20 protein-coding genes are annotated in these 19,038 nt (G+C 71.6%); 15 read left to right on the top strand and 5 right to left on the bottom strand.

Annotated features, from left to right (window positions below):
- Nucleotides 1-25: 25 nt before the first annotated feature.
- Nucleotides 26-868 carry an AbfB domain-containing protein gene (locus ACIBVL_RS00815; RefSeq protein WP_399089580.1) on the bottom strand — a complete coding sequence of 281 codons (843 nt, stop codon included), beginning with the start codon at nucleotides 866-868 and terminating at the stop codon, nucleotides 26-28.
- A gap of 192 nt (nucleotides 869-1,060) precedes the next feature.
- Here ACIBVL_RS00815 and ACIBVL_RS00810 point away from each other — a divergent pair, with 192 nt between their 5' ends.
- Both ACIBVL_RS00810 and ACIBVL_RS00805 read left to right on the top strand, forming a co-directional pair.
- Entirely contained in the window at nucleotides 1,061-1,381 is a 321-nt protein-coding gene (locus ACIBVL_RS00810) for a DMT family transporter (RefSeq protein WP_399089577.1), read from the top strand.
- Entirely contained in the window at nucleotides 1,381-1,932 is a 552-nt protein-coding gene (locus ACIBVL_RS00805; protein WP_399089574.1) for a TetR/AcrR family transcriptional regulator, read from the top strand. Before ACIBVL_RS00810 ends, ACIBVL_RS00805 begins: the two co-directional genes overlap by 1 nt.
- Here the strand turns inward: ACIBVL_RS00805 and ACIBVL_RS00800 are convergent.
- A complete protein-coding gene (locus ACIBVL_RS00800) occupies nucleotides 1,907-2,785 on the bottom strand; it encodes a winged helix-turn-helix transcriptional regulator (RefSeq protein ID WP_399089571.1) in 879 nt (292 codons plus the stop codon). The two genes, ACIBVL_RS00805 and ACIBVL_RS00800, sit on opposite strands and share 26 nt — an antisense overlap.
- Before the next feature lie 83 nt (nucleotides 2,786-2,868).
- Here ACIBVL_RS00800 and ACIBVL_RS00795 point away from each other — a divergent pair, with 83 nt between their 5' ends.
- From ACIBVL_RS00795 to dapD, 3 genes are read left to right on the top strand one after another with little or no spacing between them, the layout of a single operon-like run.
- The gene (locus tag ACIBVL_RS00795; RefSeq protein ID WP_399089568.1) at nucleotides 2,869-4,290 is read left to right on the top strand and encodes an MFS transporter; all 1,422 of its coding nucleotides are present in this window, start codon (nucleotides 2,869-2,871) and stop codon (nucleotides 4,288-4,290) included.
- Nucleotides 4,190-4,546, top strand: a complete 357-nt coding sequence (locus ACIBVL_RS00790; RefSeq protein WP_399089565.1) for a VOC family protein — start codon at nucleotides 4,190-4,192, stop codon at nucleotides 4,544-4,546. Before ACIBVL_RS00795 ends, ACIBVL_RS00790 begins: the two co-directional genes overlap by 101 nt.
- Nucleotides 4,547-4,599: 53 nt before the next feature.
- Nucleotides 4,600-5,589 (top strand): 2,3,4,5-tetrahydropyridine-2,6-dicarboxylate N-succinyltransferase, encoded by a 990-nt coding sequence (gene dapD, locus ACIBVL_RS00785; RefSeq protein ID WP_399089562.1) that lies wholly within the window; start codon nucleotides 4,600-4,602, stop codon nucleotides 5,587-5,589.
- A gap of 81 nt (nucleotides 5,590-5,670) precedes the next feature.
- Here dapD and ACIBVL_RS00780 read toward each other — a convergent pair whose 3' ends face one another.
- A complete protein-coding gene (locus tag ACIBVL_RS00780) occupies nucleotides 5,671-6,174 on the bottom strand; it encodes a hypothetical protein (protein WP_399089559.1) in 504 nt (167 codons plus the stop codon).
- Nucleotides 6,175-6,314: 140 nt separating this feature from the next.
- Between ACIBVL_RS00780 and ACIBVL_RS00775 the strand changes: the two genes are divergently transcribed.
- Nucleotides 6,315-6,872, top strand: coding sequence for a SigE family RNA polymerase sigma factor (locus ACIBVL_RS00775; protein ID WP_399089556.1), 558 nt, complete (start codon nucleotides 6,315-6,317; stop codon nucleotides 6,870-6,872).
- Nucleotides 6,869-8,089 (top strand): WD40 repeat domain-containing protein, encoded by a 1,221-nt coding sequence (locus ACIBVL_RS00770; protein WP_399089553.1) that lies wholly within the window; start codon nucleotides 6,869-6,871, stop codon nucleotides 8,087-8,089. The genes ACIBVL_RS00775 and ACIBVL_RS00770 overlap by 4 nt, the downstream gene beginning before the upstream one ends.
- Here ACIBVL_RS00770 and dapA read toward each other — a convergent pair.
- Complete coding sequence (gene dapA / locus ACIBVL_RS00765) at nucleotides 8,086-9,003, bottom strand: 4-hydroxy-tetrahydrodipicolinate synthase (protein ID WP_399089550.1); 918 nt, start codon at nucleotides 9,001-9,003, stop codon at nucleotides 8,086-8,088. The two genes, ACIBVL_RS00770 and dapA, sit on opposite strands and share 4 nt — an antisense overlap.
- A 355-nt stretch (nucleotides 9,004-9,358) precedes the next feature.
- Between dapA and ACIBVL_RS00760 the strand changes: the two genes are divergently transcribed.
- The 4 genes from ACIBVL_RS00760 (at nucleotide 9,359) to ACIBVL_RS00745 (ending at nucleotide 11,809) form a co-directional block, all read left to right on the top strand.
- A complete protein-coding gene (locus ACIBVL_RS00760) occupies nucleotides 9,359-9,763 on the top strand; it encodes a phage holin family protein (protein ID WP_399089547.1) in 405 nt (134 codons plus the stop codon).
- Nucleotides 9,760-10,308, top strand: a complete 549-nt coding sequence (locus tag ACIBVL_RS00755; RefSeq protein WP_399089544.1) for a DUF3618 domain-containing protein — start codon at nucleotides 9,760-9,762, stop codon at nucleotides 10,306-10,308. Before ACIBVL_RS00760 ends, ACIBVL_RS00755 begins: the two co-directional genes overlap by 4 nt.
- 145 nt (nucleotides 10,309-10,453) lie before the next feature.
- Nucleotides 10,454-11,062, top strand: coding sequence for an ArsR/SmtB family transcription factor (locus ACIBVL_RS00750; protein WP_399089541.1), 609 nt, complete (start codon nucleotides 10,454-10,456; stop codon nucleotides 11,060-11,062).
- Nucleotides 11,063-11,071: 9 nt separating this feature from the next.
- Nucleotides 11,072-11,809 carry an SRPBCC domain-containing protein gene (locus ACIBVL_RS00745; RefSeq protein WP_399089538.1) on the top strand — a complete coding sequence of 246 codons (738 nt, stop codon included), beginning with the start codon at nucleotides 11,072-11,074 and terminating at the stop codon, nucleotides 11,807-11,809.
- A 204-nt stretch (nucleotides 11,810-12,013) separates the two neighbouring features.
- On the opposite strand, the gene ACIBVL_RS00740 is transcribed toward ACIBVL_RS00745, so the two are convergent.
- Nucleotides 12,014-13,840 carry an endonuclease/exonuclease/phosphatase family protein gene (locus tag ACIBVL_RS00740; RefSeq protein WP_399089535.1) on the bottom strand — a complete coding sequence of 609 codons (1,827 nt, stop codon included), beginning with the start codon at nucleotides 13,838-13,840 and terminating at the stop codon, nucleotides 12,014-12,016.
- A 260-nt stretch (nucleotides 13,841-14,100) separates the two neighbouring features.
- On the opposite strand from ACIBVL_RS00740, the gene ACIBVL_RS00735 reads away from it, so the two are divergent.
- The 4 genes from ACIBVL_RS00735 to ACIBVL_RS00720 all read left to right on the top strand — a co-directional run bounded on the left by ACIBVL_RS00735 (nucleotide 14,101) and on the right by ACIBVL_RS00720 (nucleotide 18,998).
- Nucleotides 14,101-15,534, top strand: a complete 1,434-nt coding sequence (locus ACIBVL_RS00735) for a hypothetical protein (protein WP_399089532.1) — start codon at nucleotides 14,101-14,103, stop codon at nucleotides 15,532-15,534.
- Nucleotides 15,535-15,705: 171 nt separating this feature from the next.
- Complete coding sequence (locus tag ACIBVL_RS00730; protein ID WP_399089529.1) at nucleotides 15,706-17,154, top strand: alkaline phosphatase PhoX; 1,449 nt, start codon at nucleotides 15,706-15,708, stop codon at nucleotides 17,152-17,154.
- Between the two features lie 165 nt (nucleotides 17,155-17,319).
- Nucleotides 17,320-17,958: a GntR family transcriptional regulator gene (locus ACIBVL_RS00725; RefSeq protein ID WP_399089526.1), complete on the top strand. Its 639-nt coding sequence runs from the start codon at nucleotides 17,320-17,322 to the stop codon at nucleotides 17,956-17,958.
- Nucleotides 17,959-17,972: 14 nt separating this feature from the next.
- Nucleotides 17,973-18,998 carry a 1-aminocyclopropane-1-carboxylate deaminase gene (locus ACIBVL_RS00720; RefSeq protein ID WP_399089523.1) on the top strand — a complete coding sequence of 342 codons (1,026 nt, stop codon included), beginning with the start codon at nucleotides 17,973-17,975 and terminating at the stop codon, nucleotides 18,996-18,998.
- Nucleotides 18,999-19,038 lie beyond the last annotated feature (40 nt).

Here is a 19,038-nt window from a genome sequence, read left to right as displayed (position 1 = left end):
GGGTGCCGCCGCTTCTTCGTGCGTCTCAGCTCAGCCCGCCCACGAGGCGGAAGAAGAAGTCCTGGCGATTGGTCGTGGTGTAGCCGTACGGGTCCAGGCGCAGCTGGCGGTCCTTGTGGCGCAGCGCGTAGTTGGGGTAGTTCACCGACGAGAGCAGCACCGCCCCGGACACCCCTGAGTATCCGGTGCAGAAGGTGGCGTCCTGCTTGAACAGCGTGGAGCCGTCGTTGCGTTCGGCGCGCAGGACGAAGTCGCGATGGCGCAGGTACTTGCCGTCATGCGTCTTGAACGTGAGGCAGGAGCTGTTGGACAGCCCCTTGACCACGGTGAAGGTGGAGTCCTCGCGGGACTCCGAGCCGCGCGGCGCGTCGAGTTCCACCAGACCGCCGCTCACATGCCAGTAGCCGTCCGGGTAGTTGACCGCCTGCACCGACCGCTCGTCACCGGACGACGTCGGACTGGACGGCCCCTTCGTCGGGGAAGCCGAGGCCTTCGCCGAGGTGTGCGGCTTCGCACTGCCGGCGCCGGCGGACGAGGAGGCCGAGGCGGGCGGGGACGTACTGGCCGCGTTCTTGCCGCTCTTGTGACCGCCGGCCGACGAACTGGCGGCGCTCGCCGAGGGCGTGGCGAACGAGATCAGCCCGTCCGAGGTCGCGTCGTCGGACGTGGTCCGCCCCTCACGGGCGTCCGACTGGCCGTCAGAGCCCTGCTCATTGACCACGATCGCCGTGACACAGGCGATGACGGTGGCCACGGCGAGGGCGCCGGCCAGCCAGAGCCGTCGGGTTCCGGGAGCCCGGGAGGTGTCCGGGGCCCAGCCGTTCTCCCACGGTTGATCCTGGGGCGGCCGGGACTTGTTTTCTGGCATGCGCTGTTCCTCCAGCGGCGCCGACGGCGGCCGCGGCTGCGATGGCCCGGTGTGTGAACGGTGAAACAGTAGTGGAACCCGTGGCTCGCGTTCAGCCGTTCGCTGAGCGCTTTCGATAACGCTTTCGCAGCCTTCCCCCTTTCTTGTGTACGCGCGTACGCATCGCTGCCGCCGTTGTGTACGCTCGTACACATGGGATACCTGACGCTCTCCGGAGCCATCGCCGCCGAGGTGGCCGCGACGACCGCCATGAAGTACAGCGAGGGCTTCAGCAGGCTCTGGCCCACCCTCCTGACGGCCGCCGGCTACGCCGTCTCCTTCATGCTGCTCGCCCAGACCCTGAAGTCCGTGGGGATCGGCACGGCGTACGCGATCTGGTCCGGGGTCGGCACCGCGACGATCGCCGTCCTCGGTCTCGCCCTCTTCGGCGAGGTCCTCACCGCCACCAAGATCGCCGGAATCGTGCTGATCGTCGGCGGAGTGGTGGTCCTCAACCTCGGCGGCGCGCACTGATGGCCCGCCGCTACGATCCCGAGCGCCGGCAACGGATCATCGACGCGGCGATCCGCGTGGTGGGGGCGACGGGCCTGGCCGGCCTCACCCACCGTTCCGTGGCCGCCGAGGCGGACGTCCCCCTGGGCTCGACGACCTACCACTTCAGCACCCTCGACGACCTCATGGTCGCCGCCCTGCGTCAGGCCAACGAGGGTTTCGCCAAGGCGATCGCGGCCCGTGGCGGCCTCTCGGACCCGCTGGCCGACCTGCCCGCCGAACTGGCCGGCTGGCTCGGCGAATGGCTGGCCGGCGACCGCACCGGCGTGGAACTGGAGTACGAGCTCTATCTGGCCGCCCTGCGCCGCCCCGCCCTGCGTCCGGTGGCCGCCGAGTGGGCCGACGACCTGGCCACCCTGCTGGCCCGCCGCACCGACCCGGCCACCGCCCGGGCCCTGGTCGCCCTGATGGACGGCATCTGCCTCCAGGTCCTGCTCACGGACGCCCCTTACGACGAGAGGTACGCCCGCGAGATGCTGGCCCGCCTCATCCCCCCGAGCGCACCACGCTGAGCGCGGCCTCCACGCTCCCCACGACGTCCGTCACCGGATACTGCACGTCCCGCACCACCCGCTCGCGGTCCACGACCAGCGTCAGCCGCTTCATCCGGCTGGCGCCGGCCGCCCGGAACGTGGGCAGCCGCAGCGCCCCGATCAGCGACAGCTCGGCATCCGACAGCAGCGGAAACCCGAGCCCCTCCTTCTCGGAGAACGCCCGCTGCTCGTCCGCCCGTTGCGTGGACACCCCGTGCACGGCGGCACCCGCCGCCCGGAACTCCCGCAGCCGGTCCCGATACGTGCAGGACTCCAGCGTGCACCCCGTGGTCCCGGGGATGTCCGCCCACCCCGGGGGGTAGGCGTCGCCCCGCGCATAGGCGCCGGGAAAGCAGTACAGAACGGTGTACGGAGCCCCGCCGTCCACCGGATCGCGCAACGCTCCCCGGTCGTCGACGAGTTGCAGTTCGGGCACCCGCGTACCCACCAGCGAGTGCACCCGCCGCCCCTCGGCGGACGCCTCCGCGCCCGTGGCCGTCGTGACCCCGTCCCCCAACACCCACGCGTCCCCCCAGTCCTGAAGGGCCACCAGCACCGGCAACAGCGCACGCCCCCGAGGTGTGAGCCGGTACTCGTAGCGCACGGGCCGCTCCTGATACGGCACCCGCACCAGCACGTCCGCCTCCACCAGCAGCCGCAGGCGCTCGGTCAACACCTTCCGGGACAGCCCGAGTTCACGCTGCAGCGCGTCGAACCGGTGCACACCCCGCGCGCTGTCCCGCACGATCAGCAGCGTCCACCAGTCACCCACGACGTCCAGAGCCTGCGCGATGGCACACGTGGAGTCCTCAAGGCTGGTCCGGCGGGCCATGGCGGGCCTCCTTTCTCCGTTGACCCCGAGGCTGCCATGCCGACATAGTGAGTTCCCAAAGGGAACTTAGCAGAGGGGGAAGGGTGCGAGGGTTGCGGGACTTACCGCGCACGGTGTGGCTGCTGGCGGCGGGGACGTTCGTCAACATGACGGTCAGCGTCTGCTTCGTCTTCGTCTTCCTCTATCTGACCGGCCCACGCGGCATGAGCCCCGGCGAGGCGGGCCTGCTGGTCGGACTCGGCGGTACGGGACTGGTCGCCGGCAACTTCACCGGCGGCTGGTACGGCGACCACCTGGGCCACCGTCGCGTCCTCCTCGTGGCCGCGGCCACCGGCGGCCTCCTGCTGGCCGCTGTCCCCCTCCTCCCGACCCCCGCCCTCTTCCTCACCCTCCCCCTGGCCCAGTACGTCTCCGGGGTGCAGCGCGCGGCCAACTCCGCGCTGGTGGCGGTGATCGTCCCCGAGGGCACCCGCCGCCAGGCCTTCGCCCTGGTGCGGGCCTCGGCCAACGGCGGCTTCACCATCGGCCCCGTCCTCGGCGCACTGGTCGCGTCCAGACTGTCGTACGACTGGCTCTACCTGGCCGAAGGCGTCGGCAGCCTCGGACTGGCCGCCTGGACGGCCCGCGTGGTCCCCGCCAGGGTGGCGCCCCGCAACCGGCCACCCCGCGAGAAGGGCGGCCTCTGGCCCGAACTGCGCGCACGGCCGTCGGTGCTGGTCCTGCTCGTCGCGATCCTCGTGACCGACGTCGTCTACCGGCAGCAGTACTCCACGTTCCCCCTCTTCCTCGCCGACCACCACATGGACACCGGGGTGTACGGGGCGCTGCTGGCGGTCAACGGCGGTGTGCTGCTCCTCCTGGAACTCCCGGCGGCCCTGGCCCTGCGCCGACACGCGCCCCTGCGCATCGTGGGCACCGGGCTCCTCCTCGTGGGCGCGGGCTACGGCACCCTGCTGCCGGGCGCGAGCGTCACCACGGCGGTGACGATGATGATCCTGCTCACCCTGGGTGAACTGCTGTACAAGACGACGGCCACCGCCTACATGGCCGACGAGGCGCCACCCCACGTCCAGGGCCGCTTCCAGTTGCTGTACGCAGGCGTGTCGATCAGCGGCGTGGTCCTGGCGGCCCCGGTCGGCGGCACCCTCTACGAAACGAGCCCCGCCATCCTCTGGCCCCTGTGCGCGGCACTGGCCGCCACGGCGGGAACCGCCGTACTGCTCTCTGCACGCGACGCAGGCCGCCCACTCGGGAGAGCCGGGAAAGCCGGGAGAGGGCGGGGGCGGGCCGTGGCGGTATGTCGCAGCCGGTCGCCCGGAGCTCCCCCCGCGATGGCGGCGGGGGGTGAAGCGCGCGATGGTGTGGTGCCGGCCCGCCGGATCGCCGTCCTGGCAAGATGGCGGCATGGAACGTGTGCTCGGCATCGGTGGATACTTCATGCGCGCCTCCGACCCGACGGCCCTGAGCGCGTGGTACCGCGATTGCCTGGGTCTGGACGCCGATGAGAACGGCCTGTGGCATCAGGGAGCCGGACCGACGGTGTTCGCCACGTTCGAGTCCGGGACCGAGTACTTCGGGTCGCCCGCCCAGCGGACCATGATCAACTTCCGGGTCCGGGACCTGGACGCGATGCTCGCGCAACTGCGCGCCAAGGGGGCGGACGTGGCCGAAGAGACGCAGGACATGGAGGGCGTCGGCCGCTTCGGATGGGTCACCGATCCCGACGGCAATCGGATCGAGCTGTGGCAGCCCGCCACCTGAGACAGCCCCCCGCTGGTTAGCCTCAGAACGCCCCATCCGGTTAGGTTTCCCTCATGACCGACACGACTGCTCCAAGCACCACCGGCGCGGTGGCCGCCGGCCTCGCCACCATCGCCGCCGACGGCACGATCCTCGACACCTGGTTCCCCGCCCCCGAGCTCGTGGCCGACCCCGGCCCCTCCGGCACCGAGCGCCTCTCCGCCGAACAGACCGCGGAGCTCCTCGGCGGCGGCGCGACCGCGGCCATCGGTCCCGACGCCCGCCGAGGCGTCGAAGTCGTGGCGGTCCGCACGGTCATCGCCTCCCTGGACGCCAAGCCGCTCGACGCGCACGACGTCTACCTGCGCCTCCACCTGCTCTCCCACCGCCTGGTCCGGCCGCACGGCCAGAACCTGGACGGCATCTTCGCCCACCTCGCCAACGTCGCCTGGACCTCACTCGGCCCGGTCGCCGTCGACGACGTCGAGAAGGTCCGGCTGAACGCCCGCGCCGAGGGCCTGCACCTCCAGGTGACGTCCATCGACAAGTTCCCCCGCATGACGGACTACGTCGCCCCCAAGGGCGTCCGCATCGCCGACGCCGACCGCGTCCGCCTCGGCGCGCACCTCGCCGAGGGCACGACGGTCATGCACGAGGGCTTCGTGAACTTCAACGCCGGCACCCTCGGCACCTCGATGGTCGAGGGCCGCATCTCGGCCGGCGTGATCATCGGCGACGGCTCGGACATCGGCGGCGGCGCCTCCACGATGGGCACGCTCTCCGGCGGCGGCAACGTCATCATCTCCATCGGCGAGCGCTGCCTCATCGGCGCCGAGGCCGGCGTGGGCATCGCGCTCGGTGACGAGTGCGTGGTCGAGGCCGGCCTCTACGTCACCGCGGGCACCCGCGTCACGATGCCCGACGGCCAGATCGTCAAGGCCCGCGAACTCTCCGGCGCCTCCAACATCCTCTTCCGCCGCAACTCAGTCACCGGCACGGTGGAGGCCCGCCCGAACAACGCGGTGTGGGGCGGCTTGAACGACATCCTGCACAGCCACAACTGATCACGAGCCGAAGCGCCCTCCAGCCAGCCACCACCCACCGGCCGGAGGGCGCTTTCGTCGTACAGCCCGACGCCGACGGCGTCACGCGCCCAGCCCGTTCGCGAACCGCGACAGGGTCTCGAAGTCGCCGTCCCGCAGGCCCAGCCGTGGGCTCACGTGGTGGAGCAGGGCCGGTCCCGGATGGCGGGCGGTGACGTACGTCGTGTCCGCGGGGGACTGTTCGTCGTCCACCCAGGCGAAGGGGCGGCCCGCCGCGTGCTCGACGAGCGTCTCCGTCTTCCAGTGCACCCCGTCGGGCCGCTGGGCGAAAAGAACCGCGCCGAAGTCGACGTACGGCAGCTCGGGCAGTCCCACCACGGGCGCGATCCAGCGGTTGGCCTCGGCCATCCAGGTCGTGGCCCAGCACAGGTCGTACGGGAGGCGGAGCAGGGCCGCGCCGTGCCCGGGGTTCAACCAGACCCGCAGCGGCCGCCCCGGCCGTACGGCCGCCCTGATCGTCGTATAGCCGGCGGGACGCCGCTCGGGCTTGGCGGCGTACGGGTTGAGGGGGCCGTCGACGTCGAGGTACAGCAGCGGGCGGCTCATTCACCCACCGTAGGCCAGCGCCTGCGCCAGGACCCCGGAATTTTCTTCGTTCCGCAGGCATAGCGGCGCCCGTCCGCAGGCGTCACAGGGGGCACAGGGGTCGGGCAGCGGGCCCGCACCCGGGGGAAGAGAAGGTGACGATGGATGCCGAGGATCTGGAGAGCTTCCGGGACTTCGTGGACAGCAGGTCCTCCGCGCTGCTGAGGACCGCGGTCCTGCTCAGCGGTGGCGACCGGCACGCCGGTGAGGACCTGCTCCAGAACGCCCTGGCCAAGGCCGCGGGCCGGTGGCACCGCATCGACGAACCCGAGGCTTATGTACGGCAGGTGCTGTACCGGCAGCAGGTCAGCCGCTGGCGGCTGAAGTGGCGCAGGCGGGAGGTGAGCGTCGCCGAGCCACCGGAACCCCTGGCCGACCCGGACGCCTCGTCCGCCGCCGAGCTGCGGGTGGTGATGCGCGCGGCCCTGTCCCGGCTGACCGCCCGCCAGCGCACCGTCCTCGTGCTGCGCTACTTCGAGGATCTGCCCGAGGCCGACGTGGCCCGGCTCCTGGGGTGCTCGGTGGGCACCGTACGGTCCACCACCCACCGCTCCCTCGCCCGGCTGCGTTCCCTCGCGCCGGAACTCGCCGCCCTCGGCCCCGCGGACGCCGAGCAGCCGCCGTCCCGTGACTTCTCGCCCGTGGAGGTGCGTCCGTGAACGTCGACGAACTCGTGCGGGACTCCCTGCGTGAACAGGCCGAGGAGCAGACACCGGCCGGACCGGGGCTCGCCGACCGGGTGCTGGCCCTGCGCCGGCGCCGCCGTACCCGTCGGATCGTCTCCCTCGCGGCCGCCACCGCCGCCGTGGTGGCCGTCGCGGTGGCGGCTCCGATGCTGGACTCCGGCGGCACCAGGGACGTGCGTCCGGCGGACGTCCCGGAGCCCAAGCGGATCAGCGCGCACCCGGACCAGTCGCCGCCGCGTGACATGATCGCCGCCGGGCAGACGGCGCTGGCCGCGTACTACGGCACGACGCCCCTCCCGAAGACGAAGAAGACGCAGGTGCTGACGCGCACCTACTGGCTGCTGAACCCGGTGACGAAGAAGTACGTCAAGACCACCAAGTGGTCGTGGGTCGCCGTCGCCCCGGGTCTGAAGACCGCCGCCGTCCTGGAGCAGAACCTGCCCGTGAGCCGGATCGGCCTGCTCGACATGGCCAGTGGGGAGGTCAAGCGGTGGATCCGGGTCGACCACACCGTCGGCGGGCTCGCCTTCTCCCGCGACGGACGGGAACTCGTCGCGACGACCTACAGCGAGAACCCGGATCTGCAGCCCATCCCGAAGAAACTGGCGGGAGGTGGCTTCGAAACCGAGGCCACGACGTCCCACCGCACCGGTTTCCACGTCATCGACGTGGCGTCCGGGAAGAGCGAGTGGAGTCGGATCAGCGCGGGTGGCGGGCCCGGGGACCTCGATACCGTCAACAGCCGCCAGGACTTCGCCTTCAGCCGGGACGGCAGACTCATCTGGGCCGGTACGCCCATGGAGCCGGGCTACCAGTACTACGACCGGAGGGGCGACGAGGTCGATCCGCCGGCCGACGGGAAGTACCGGCGGTGGTACGTCGACGCCGGCTTCTCACCCGACGGCAAGCTGCTCGCCGGTGACTTCGCGGGCGAGAAGTACAAGACGTCGTCCTGGATCCTCGACCCGAAGACCGGTGAGCCGGTCACCGAGTCGCGCGGGCAGCAGCTGCTCGCCTGGGCCGACGACTCCTCGCTGGTCGCGTGGGACATCGGCAAGGACGGCAACGAGTACCACCAGCGGCTCGTCCTGGTGACGCTCGAGAGCGACAAGGAGGTCCCGCTCAGCGACTTCCGCTCGACCAAGGACAACACGCTGGGCCGCTGGGAGCCGGTCTTCGCCGACCGTTAGCCGACCGGCACAGGGAGCACGAGCCGTTCGTAGGCCGCCCGCAGCCCGTCTACCGTCTTCCGGTCGGCGGGCCGCAGCGGCGGGCGGACCGGGCCGGACGGGAGTCCCAGGTCGCCCAGCAGGCCCTTGGCGGTGACGGTGCCGGGCAGTCCCGAGGACATCACCAGTTCGATGAGTTCCGTGGCCCGTTGCTGGAGCAGGGCCGCCCGGCCGGTGTCTCCCGCGTCGAACGCGTCCAGCACCGCCCGGAGTTGCTCCGGAACCACGTTCGCGACCGTGCTGACGTACCCCGCCCCGCCCACCGCGTACAGGGCGAGATTGTGCTCGTCGCAGCCCGCGTAGTACGCCAACGCGGTGCGGGCGAGCACCTTTTGGGCGCCGAGGAAGTCGTAGGAGCAGTCCTTCACGGCGACGATCCGGGGATGCGCGGCGAGCCGGATGAGGGTCTCCGGCTCGATCCGGGTGCCGGTGCGGCCGGGGATGTCGTACAGCATGACCGGCAGCCCGGAGGCGTCGGCGACCTCCCGGAAGTGCGCCTCCAGGGCGTCCTGCGGGGGCCGGCTGTAGTACGGGCTGACGACGAGCACCCCGTCCGCGCCCGCCTTCTCGGCGGACCGGGCGAGCTCGACGGTGTGCCGGGTGTCGAAGGTGCCGACGCCCGCGACGAGGGACGCCCGCTCGCCGACCGCCTCCCGCACCGCCGCGACCAGCTTCGCCTTCTCGGCGTCCGAGGTGGTCGGAGACTCGCCCGTCGTCCCGGACAGCACCAGCCCGTCGCAGCCGCGCCCCACCAGCCGCTCGGCGAGCGCCTGCGCCCCGTCGAGGTCGAGCGCCCCCGACGGCGTGAAGGGCGTGACCATCGCGCAGAGGGCACGGCCGAAGGGCGGGGGCGCGGAAGCGGTGTTCGTCGTCATGACGGTAGTCTCGGCGCCACCACTGTGAAGCTCCACTTAAATTCGCTACGAGGTACAGGTAAGCATTTCTGAGAGGTGGGGTTCATTCGGCGCGGCCCTGCCCTTTGCTCGAAGCGCCCTCTCGGGTCACCGGCCGGAACTCTCCGGGGCGCACGACCGGGCGACGGAGCCGAAGGCTTCCGGCGGGCTGGGCGTGCCCGAACTCCCCGCGCAGGCGGCCCTGTTGCAGGGCCGCCTCGACCGGTTCCGGCCCGCTCGGCCCCTTCGACGGGCGCGGACCGGACGGTACGGCGCAGGGGTAGGCGGGGCCGGCCGGGGTACCCGGTGTTCCGCAACCGAGAGGAGGCGGAACACCGTGACCGTGACACAGCCCGCCGGGCACCGCACCGTCGGTGAACTCGTCGGCCAGGCCACTGAACAGCTCTCCCGGCTCGTACGGCAGGAGCTCGCCCTCGCGAAGGTGGAGCTCGCCGAGAAGGGCCGGCGTGCCGGGCGCGGCGGGGGGATGCTCGGCGCCGCGGGAGCGTTCGCGTACGCCGGGCTGCTCGCGCTCGCCGGCACGGCCGTCGCCGCCCTCTCGCTGACGCTGCCCGTCTGGGCCGCGGCGCTCATCGTGACGGCGGTGCTGTTCGCGATCGCAGCCGTGCTGGCCGCGACCGGCCGCGCGCAACTGCGCCGGGCCGCACCTCCCACCCCCGAGGAGACCCTGGGCAGCGTCAGGGCCGACGTCGAGGAGATCAGGGAAAGGGCGCACCGATGACGGACAAGGGCACGACCAGGGAGACGGCGGCGCACCTGCGCCGGCAGATAGCCCATACCAGGAGCCAGCTCGGCGCCACGGTCGAGGAGTTGGCGGGCCGGACGGACGTGCGCGGCCGGGCCCGCGCCCGCGCCGCCGACATCATGGACCGGGCGGGCGCGATGACGGTACAACTCCGCAGCACGGCCGCCCAGGCCCGCCACACGGTCCAGGACACCGCGGCCCGGGCGGGTCACACGGTCCAGGACACCGCGGCCCAGGCCCGCCACACGGTCCAGGACACCGCGGCCCGGGCGGGCCACACGGTCCAGGACAGGGCCGGCCGCGCAGGTCACCTCGTCCAGGACCGTGCGGCGCACGCAGGCCACGTGGTTCGCGGCAACGCGGCGCACACCGGTCACGGGGTGGAACGGCAGGTGCCGGCCCCGATCCGCGGGCCCGTGCGGTTCGCGGCGCGGCACCCGCGGCCGATCGTGATCGTCGGTGCGGCGGCCCTGGCGCTCGTGGCGGCGGGAGTTCTCGGGAGGCGCCGGGCCGAGCGATAGTCCCACCCGAGCCCGTACACCACACGGCCCGGCATTCGCGTGGCGCGGATGCCGGGCCGTCGTACGTCCAGTCGGCGGAGCGAGAGCCCTCACCGAAAAGTAATCCCTCCTGGACAAAAAAACTTTTCGGTGAGAGTGTGGACGCATGCTGGACGTCACCGTGATCGAGGACCCGGAGGCCGCCGCCGCCTCCCTGGACCCCATAAGGGCCCGGCTGCTGGCCCAGCTGGCCGCGGGACCCGCCTCGGCGGCGATGCTGGCCGGGAAGGTCGGCCTGCCGCGGCAGAAGGTGAACTACCACCTGAAGGCCCTGGAGCGGCACGGCCTGGTCGAACTGGCCGGCGAGCGCCGCAAGGGCAATGTCACCGAGCGGCTGATGCGCGCCACCGCCGCCTCGTACGTGATCTCGCCGCTCGCCCTCGCCGAGGTGCAGCCGGACCCGGACCGCTTCCGCGACCAGCTCTCCGCGCGCTGGCTGCTCGCGCTCGGCGCCCGCCTGGTGCGGGACGTCGGCTCGCTGATCACCGGCGCCACCAAGGCCCGTCAGCGGCTGGCGACCTACGCCCTGGACGGCGAGGTCCGCTTCGCCTCCGCCGCCGACCGCGCCGCCTTCATCGAGGAACTGACGGCCGGGGTCGGCGCCCTGGTCCGCAAATACGACGCCCCCGACGCCGAGGACGGACGCGACCACCGGATCGTGCTGGCCGTCCATCCCACGGTCAAGGAACCGGCCGCCCTGGAAACGCACCCCTAGGAGCCAGTCATGTCACAGGACAAGGAATTCGAGATCGTCCGCGAGTTCGAGGTCGACGCCACGCCCGAAGAGGTGTGGGAGGCGATCACGAACGGCACCGGGGGCTACCTCTGGCCGATGGAGCCGCCCGAGCCCAAGGTGGGCGGCACGGCGGCCTTCGGGTCGACGGTCACCGTGTACGACCGGCCGCACCACCTCACCATCCGCAGCGAGGACGTCGGCTTCTCCATCCAGAGCGTGAACCAGCTCGAGCACGTCATCGAGCCCCGCGACGGCGGTCGACGCGCCTGGGTGCGGTACGTGCACAGCGGCATCTTCACCGACGACTGGGACAACCAGTACGACGGAGCGAGCAGGCACACCGACTTCTATCTGCACACGCTGCGCGAGTACCTCACCCACTTCGCGCCCCGACCCGTCACGTTCGCCCAGTTCAACGGGCCGGGGACGAGCACCGCACCCGACGCGCTCACCCAGGTCGGGCGGGCTCTCGGGCTGGCGGAGGACACCGCCCAGGGGGCCGGCGTGACGGTGCGCGGTCCGCGGGAGTTCGAGGCCGTACTCGACTACCGGAACCCCTACTTCATCGGACTGCGCACCGAGAACGCGCTCATCCGCATCTTCGGGCGCAACCACTGGGGTGCCCCGGTGGGGATCAGCGTCCACGACTTCGCCGCGGACGCCGACGCCCAGGCGAACGAAGCCGCCTGGCAGGGCTGGCTGAACGAGGTGTTCAGCACGCCCTAGTACCGCGGCAGGCGACGTTCGCCCCGTCGCGACGCCCGGCACGCCCTCTCGCCGCACCGGGCACAACCCCGAGTACGTCCAGTACGAGGGCTTGCGCCCGGCACGCCGAGAGCACGCTTCCCCACTCTCGGCTTCGCTCGAGCGGGAGGGACCCCCACGACGCCGCTCCTTGACGGGCGAACGTTGCCTGCCGCGGCACAGGGTTCACGGACTGAAGCGCAGCACCTGCGGGTCGTGGTCGCTGATCTGGTCGTGGAACTCGGAGTTGATGTGCACGCTGTCGTACTCGAAGCCGCAGCCGCGCCGGATCGACGGGCTGACCAGGATCTGGTCCAGGACCTGCTGGTTGCCCTGGTAGTCGTAGGTGTAACGCTCGCTCTTCGGCAGCGACTTGATCGCCGACCACAGCTCGCCGTCACCCTCGAGGATCCGCGCGGTGCCGGAGAACTCGAAGTCGTTGATGTCGCCGAGGGCGATCACGTCCGCGTCCTTCTGCACGTCGAGGATGTCCTTGACGAACGTGTTGACCAGCGTCGCCTGCTGGTGGCGCTGGGTCTCCGAGCTGCGCACCACCGGCTGGTACTGCGCGTGCAGCGACTGGTCGCCGCCCTTGGAGTTGAAGTGGTTGGCGATCACGAAGACCGTACGGCCCCGGAAGACGAACTCGCCGACCAGCGGCTTGCGGCTGGTGTTCCAGGCGGTGTTCGCGGGGTCGATACGGGCCGGGGAGGCCGTGAGCCGCGCCTTCCCGTGCACCTTCGTCACCCCGACGGCCGTCGTCGCGTCGCCGCCCGCGCGGTCCGTGAAGGACACCCGCTCCGGGTTGAACAGGAACACCTGGCGGATGTTGCCGCCCGGCTCGCCGCCGTCGGTGTCGTTCGCCGGGGCGATCGAGCGCCAGTCGTACTGCGGGCCGCCCGCCGCGACGATCGCGTCGATCAGCTTGGTCACGGTGACGTCGGCGGCGGTCGTACCGTCGTCCTTGGCGCCGTTGTTGTCCTGGATCTCCTCCAGGGACACGATGTCGGGCGACTTCAGGTTGTTCACGATCGCGGAGGCGTGCTCCTCGAACGTGGCGTCGGAGGGGTCGAGGTTCTCGACGTTGTACGTCGCGACCGCCAGCTCGCCCCTCTTCTGCTTCTCGGTCGTCTCCCGCTCCAGGCCGCCGCTCTTGAGCGTGCCGAGGGCGCCCGCGACCAGGGTGTAGCCGCCGAACTGGTTGTAGTCCAGCGGGCCGGTGGTGGTGCCGGCCAGGGTGTCGCCGACGTTCGCGACCGGGAAGTCGGCCGTCGGGCCCAGCGACTGGATCTGCAGCCGGCCGGTGTTCTGCGACTCGTACGAGCCGTACACCGTGCCGCCGCGGCGGCTCGCGTTCTCCCGCGGCTTCACCGTCACCCACAGCTCGCTGTACGGGTCGGTCGCGGTGACCACGCGGGCGTCGGCGACCTGGACGTTCATGCCCTCCAGGGACTCGTAGTAGTCCAGGGCGTATTTCGCGGGCCGGAGCGTGAGGCCGCCCACGGAGTTGTTCGCGGCGGTGTCGCCGGCCGGGGTGTAGGCGGCCGGGACCGACTTCGCGTCGATCACCGTGGCGGCCGGGACCGCGTTGCCGCTGGAGACGACGGTGACCGTCGGCTTGGTGATCTCGGTGACCGACTGGTTGCCGGACGAGGCGCCGCCCGGGACGTACTCCGAGACCGTGCCGCCCACCGTGACCGAGTCGCCGACGGCGACCTTCGGGGCGGAGCCGGTGAAGACGAAGACGCCCTCACTGGTGGCCGGGTCGGCGTCCGGGTTCGGATCCTGGATCCAGAAGCCTCTGGACGAGCCGTAGGTGCGTACGCCGGTGACGATTCCGGTCACACCCGTGACCGCCTGGCCGGCGTACGGCGATATCCGGGTCGTGCCCTGGACGTCATGGACGGCCACCGTCTCCGCGTGCGCGGGCGAGGTCAGGACGACGGTGGACGCCGCGGAACAGACTGCGGCGACGGTGAGCGCGGCGACGCGCGCGGACTTCTTGCTCGGCAACGGGATCCCTCCGGGGACATGCGTGGGCGCCGGGACGAGGGTGGAGCGTGGGAGTGCTTGACGCGCGTAGAAAAGGGGGACGGCATGAGTGAACACTCGTTCCCCCAACTTCTACGCGCGTCAATCTCCTGCTTGATCAGGCCAGTTGTCAAGGATTGAGCCATGTATGCCTCCCGACGGAGAGATGAACCGGATGGGATGGGTGGAAATCCCTCTAGGCTGAACGCCTGAGTGAAACGACGCCCTAGGAGAACCAGCCGATGTCAGACAGCTCCCCCCTGCCGCCCGTACGGCTGCACCCCGAAGCGGAGCTGGCGCGCGACGCGCTGTCCACGCCGTTGCTCTCCCGGGCCGCCCGGCTCGCCCGCTGGGCCGGCCCCGACACCCGCGTCGATCCCGGGGGCCAGCTCGTCGAGGAGCAGCTGCCGGCCGCCGCCGAGGTACTCGGCCTGACCGGCGACGACGCGGCCGCATACGCGAGCGAGGCCTGGCGGGTCGCCATGGACATCGGGCTCGTGGAAGTCGTCGACGAGCAGGCCGACACCGTCGTCGCGGGCGCCGACCTCGCCCTGCTGACCGGCGGCACCCCGCACGACGTGCTCGGCGTCTGGCTCGGCGCCCTGGAGTCCGTGATCGCCGACGCGGCCGTACCCGACCTCGACGAGCTGATGGACGCCATGGACGAGGGCGGCGCCGTCGACCTCTCCCAGCTGGACTGGGATCCCGAGGGCGAGGCGGAGTTCCTCAACGGCGTCCTCGGCAATCTCTACCTGCTCACCGCCAGCGAGGACGGCCCCGGCGACGGCCCCGTCCCGCTGCCCGCGCTCGCCGCCTCCATGATCGTCCCCGGTGACATGGGTGAGCCCACCAACGACATGCTGGAACAGATCTCCGACGCGATGATGCGCCTCGACGACCAGTTCCGGCTCCTGGAGCCGATCGGCCTCGTCGTCTACCAGCCCGTCGACGAGGCCCTGATGGCCGACCCCGAGGAAGAGGCCCCCGCCGCCACCCCGGTCGACGAGACCGACGTCACCCGCTACGGCATGGTCCGCCTCACCCCGCTCGGCGTCTACGGGCTGCGGGCGCGCCTGCTGGAGTCCGGCTTCCAGGCCCCGGCCGTCGGCGAGTTCGCCGACAAGGGCGCCGACGCGCTCCTCGACGGCAGCGCCGGGTACGGCCCGCACGCCGCCCGCGCCGAGACCGAGCAGTGGCTGGCCCGCCGCGAACCCGTCGACGCGGCACGGGAGTTGCTCGCCGCGGCCCGCGGGTCGGACCCCGGCGCGCCCCTGCGCCGGCTCCGCTGCCAGCAGGCCCTCTCCCTCGTCGGCGGCCAGGCCGAACCCGCCGTACGCGAAGTCCTCGACGACCCCGAGCTCGGCGGGCTCGCACGCGTCTGGCTGACCGAACTGGGCGCGACGGACGTACCGGCCCCCTCCGAGGACCTGGTCTTCTGGCTCACCATCGACACGGTGGCCGCGCAGCTCGCCGCCGAGGGCAACTCCGAGGAACTCCACGCCCTCGTCGAGGGGCTGGCCCAGCAGCACAGCGGCTTCTTCGCGGCGGCCTGGCGCGTCGAGCACCCCGCGACCCCGGACGTCCTGGAGGCGATGGGCCGTCTGCACCCCGACAAGCGGGTCGCGAAGGAGGCCCGCAAGGCGGCCTTCAAGGCGCGGTCGCAGCAGGGCGGCTGACCCTTCCCGGGGGTGCGCCCGAGGAGGGAGGGACCGAAACCGTACGGGTTCACGGAACCGGGTCCCCCGAAGCCGCCCCCCGTTCAACTCCCGTTCAGGCATGGGCGAAACGGTGTCGCCGAACCGAGGTCCGCCACCCTCCACGGCATACCCACCGTCTCAGGAGACACCATGTCGCTCACCCGCAGGGACTTCGCCAGACAATCCGCGCTCACCGGTGCCGGGGTGGCACTGGCGGGCAGCGTCGGCGCCCTCGCCACCGCGCCGAACGCCCTCGCCTCCACGGAGGCCGAGAGCGCGACGGAGGAGACCGCGGCCGGTCACCACGGCGGCGTCGGCTACGGACCGCTGATCCCCGACCCCGACGGCATCCTCGCGCTGCCCGCCGGGTTCACGTACGAGATCATCACCTACAGCGGGAAGACCAAGCTGGAGTCCGGCGAGTTCACCCCCTCCAACCACGACGGCACCTCCACCTTCGACGGCCCGCGTGGCGCGACCCTCCTGGTCAACAACCACGAACTGAAGGGCCCGCGGTCCGCCTGGAAGTACCCCGTCCCGCTCACCGAGGGCCTGGTCTACGACCCTGCGGCCTCCGGTGGCTGCACGGTGGTCGAGGTCCGCCCCGGCGGCCGGGTCGCCGAGTGGGTCGGCATCGCCGGCACCTCCACCAACTGCGCGGGCGGCAACACCCCTTGGGGCACCTGGCTCACCTGCGAGGAGACCGAGGACAAGGCCGGCCAGAACGGCATGACCAAGGACCACGGCTACGTCTTCGAGGTCGACCCCGAGGACCGTCGCGCCAACAGGAACCCCAGGCCCGTCAAGGCGCTGGGCCGGTACGCCCACGAGGCCGTCGTCGTCGACCCCGCGCGCGGCCACCTCTACCTCACCGAGGACGCCTCCGGCCCCAACGGCCTCCTCTACCGCTGGACCCCGCCGGAGGGCTTCTGCCACGGCCGCGGCAAGCTGCGTACCCTCGCCGACGACGCCGGCGTCCTGCAGGCCTTCAAGTGCTTCGACTCCGGCGGCAAGTTCGTCGACGACCTCTCCCGCGCCACGAGGACCGGCACGGTGTACGGCGTCGACTGGGTGACCGTCCCCGACCGCGACGCGAGGACGACCTCCGTCCGCAAGCAGTTCACCGACGGCCAGGTCACCCGCGCCCGCAAACTGGAGGGCATGTGGTGGGCCGACGGCGGCACCTACATCGTCTCCTCCTACGCCCGTGACGAGAGCCCCGTGCAGCACGACGGCGCCGTCTGGTTCTACGACCCCAAGCGCCGCACCCTCACCCTCAAGGTCCTGATCGGCGTCAACCCCGACCCGGCCGTCGACGGCAACTTCGACGGCCCCGACAACATCACGGTCTCCCCGTACGGCGGCCTCGTCATCGCCGAGGACGGCGAGGGCGTCCAGCACCTCTTCGGCGCCACCGACAGCGGCCGCACCTACCCGATCGCCCGCAACGAACTCAACCTCGGCACCGCGGACGACCCGGAGTACAGCGAGTTCACCGGCGTCACCTTCTCACCCGACGGCCGGACCCTGTTCGCGAACATCCAGGACCCGGGGATCATGCTGGCGATCACCGGTCCCTGGAAGCGCCAGAAGCGGTAAGGATTTCGTTCCGCCGAACGAGTGACCTTCTTCTCGCTTCGGCCGGCCCCTGCCCGTACCGGCTGGGTGCTTCCGTCTCGTCCTGGTCACCGGTCGAGGTGGGGAGGGGCCGCGAACGCGGCACCCCTTGTTCGCGTCGCCATCTGACATCTAACATTTCAGTTCATGGAGGCCGTACCCCGCACACTGCTCAGGGACCGCGCTTACGCGGCGATCCGGGACGCCATCGTGACCGGGGCCATCGAGCCCGGCGCGGTGGTGCGGGACGCCGAGCTCGCGGAGCGGCTCGGGCTGTCGCGGGCGCCGGTGCGGGAGGCGTTCGCCCGGCTGGTGGACGAGGGGCTGCTGGAGAGCAAGCCGCAGAGCTACACCCGGGTGACGCCGGTCGTCGCCGCCGATGTGCGGGACGCGGCGGCCGTGGTGGGTGCCATGCACGAACTGGTCACGCGCGTCGCGGTGCCCCGGCTGTTCGCGGCGGACGTCGAGGGGATGCGCGCGGCCAACGAGCGGTTCGCCGCCGCCGTGCGCGCCGGGGTCGTGGACGCCGCCCTGGTCGCCGACGACGAACTGCACGACATCCTCGTCCGCGCCGCCGGCAACCGCGCGGCCGCCGCCACCATCGCCCGCTACACCCCCCTGATCCGGCGGCTGGAGCGACGGCGCTTCGGCGAGGGCGGCACCTGCCGTTCGGCCGGGCTGCACGGACGGCTGATCGAGGCCTGCGCCGACGGTGACGTGGACGAGGCGGTCCGGGTCACGGCGGAGATCTGGCGCACTCTGGCCGACCTGGCCGACACCGACTGAGCCAAGGAGGCTCCATGGCGCCCAAGTCCCTCTCCTCCTATGAGCGTTACCCCCTCCTGTTCGGTCCCTCGCCGGTCCATCCGCTGCAGCGGCTCACCGCCCACCTCGGGGGTGCCTCCCTATGGGCCAAGCGGGAGGACTGCAACTCCGGGATCGCGTACGGCGGGAACAAGACCCGCAAGCTGGAGTACCTGGTCGCGGACGCGCTCGCGCAGGGCTGCGACACACTGGTGTCGATCGGCGGGGTCCAGTCCAACCACACCCGCCAGGTCGCCGCCGTCGCCGCCCGTGCCGGACTGAAGTGCGTGCTCGTGCAGGAGAGTTGGGTGGAGTGGCCCGACTCCGTGTACGACAAGGTCGGCAACATCCTGATCAGCCGGCTCGCCGGGGCCGACGTACGCCTCGTCCGCGCCGGTTTCGGCATCGGCTTCAAGGAGAGCTGGGAGCAGGCGCTCAGGGAGGTCGAGGAGTCGGGCGGCAAGCCGTACGCCATTCCGGCCGGGGCGTCGGACCATCCGCTCGGCGGGCTGGGTTTCGCCGGGTGGGCGTACGAAGTGGCCGAGCAGGAGCGGGAGTCGGGAGTCTTCTTCGACACCGTGATCGTGTGCTCGGTGACCGGTTCGACCCAGGCCGGCATGGTCGCCGGGTTCGCCGCGCTGGAGGAGGCGGGTGGCCGCCCCCGGCGGGTGATCGGGATCGACGCCTCGGCCAAGCCCACCGAGACCCGCGAGCAGATCGCCCGCATCGCCCGGCGGACCGGCGAACTCATCGGTGTGGAACGTGCGGTGACCGTCGACGACATCGAACTCGACGAGCGGTACCACGCGGGCGTCTACGGCGTCCCCGACGACACCACCCTGGAGGCGATGCGGCTCGCCGCCCGCACCGAGGGCATGGTCACCGACCCCGTTTACGAGGGGAAGTCGATGGCCGGCCTCGTCGACCTGGTCACCCGCGGCGAGATCACCCCCGACTCCACCGTGCTCTACGCCCACCTGGGCGGCCAGCCGGCGCTGAACGCGTACAGCGCGCTCTTCTAGAGTCGCGGCAGGCGACGTTTGCCCGTCAACGTTGCCTGCC

The sequence above is a fragment of the Streptomyces sp. NPDC049687 genome (assembly GCF_044465285.1).
Classification (GTDB): Bacteria; Actinomycetota; Actinomycetes; order Streptomycetales; family Streptomycetaceae; genus Streptomyces.
This window is presented reverse-complemented; position numbering and strand designations above follow the sequence as displayed.

Excerpts from the sequence above, each read along its gene's own strand:
- ACIBVL_RS00815 (WP_399089580.1), bottom strand. The coding sequence starts at position 868 with ATGCCAGAAAACAAGTCCCGGCCGCCCCAGGATCAACCGTGGGAGAAC.
- ACIBVL_RS00810 (WP_399089577.1), top strand. The coding sequence starts at position 1,061 with ATGGGATACCTGACGCTCTCCGGAGCCATCGCCGCCGAGGTGGCCGCG.
- ACIBVL_RS00805 (WP_399089574.1), top strand. The coding sequence starts at position 1,381 with ATGGCCCGCCGCTACGATCCCGAGCGCCGGCAACGGATCATCGACGCG.
- ACIBVL_RS00800 (WP_399089571.1), bottom strand. The coding sequence starts at position 2,785 with ATGGCCCGCCGGACCAGCCTTGAGGACTCCACGTGTGCCATCGCGCAG.
- ACIBVL_RS00790 (WP_399089565.1), top strand. The coding sequence starts at position 4,190 with ATGGAACGTGTGCTCGGCATCGGTGGATACTTCATGCGCGCCTCCGAC.
- dapD (WP_399089562.1), top strand. The coding sequence starts at position 4,600 with ATGACCGACACGACTGCTCCAAGCACCACCGGCGCGGTGGCCGCCGGC.
- ACIBVL_RS00780 (WP_399089559.1), bottom strand. The coding sequence starts at position 6,174 with ATGAGCCGCCCGCTGCTGTACCTCGACGTCGACGGCCCCCTCAACCCG.
- ACIBVL_RS00775 (WP_399089556.1), top strand. The coding sequence starts at position 6,315 with ATGGATGCCGAGGATCTGGAGAGCTTCCGGGACTTCGTGGACAGCAGG.
- dapA (WP_399089550.1), bottom strand. The coding sequence starts at position 9,003 with ATGACGACGAACACCGCTTCCGCGCCCCCGCCCTTCGGCCGTGCCCTC.
- ACIBVL_RS00755 (WP_399089544.1), top strand. The coding sequence starts at position 9,760 with ATGACGGACAAGGGCACGACCAGGGAGACGGCGGCGCACCTGCGCCGG.
- ACIBVL_RS00750 (WP_399089541.1), top strand. The coding sequence starts at position 10,454 with ATGCTGGACGTCACCGTGATCGAGGACCCGGAGGCCGCCGCCGCCTCC.
- ACIBVL_RS00745 (WP_399089538.1), top strand. The coding sequence starts at position 11,072 with ATGTCACAGGACAAGGAATTCGAGATCGTCCGCGAGTTCGAGGTCGAC.
- ACIBVL_RS00735 (WP_399089532.1), top strand. The coding sequence starts at position 14,101 with ATGTCAGACAGCTCCCCCCTGCCGCCCGTACGGCTGCACCCCGAAGCG.
- ACIBVL_RS00730 (WP_399089529.1), top strand. The coding sequence starts at position 15,706 with ATGTCGCTCACCCGCAGGGACTTCGCCAGACAATCCGCGCTCACCGGT.
- ACIBVL_RS00725 (WP_399089526.1), top strand. The coding sequence starts at position 17,320 with ATGGAGGCCGTACCCCGCACACTGCTCAGGGACCGCGCTTACGCGGCG.
- ACIBVL_RS00720 (WP_399089523.1), top strand. The coding sequence starts at position 17,973 with ATGGCGCCCAAGTCCCTCTCCTCCTATGAGCGTTACCCCCTCCTGTTC.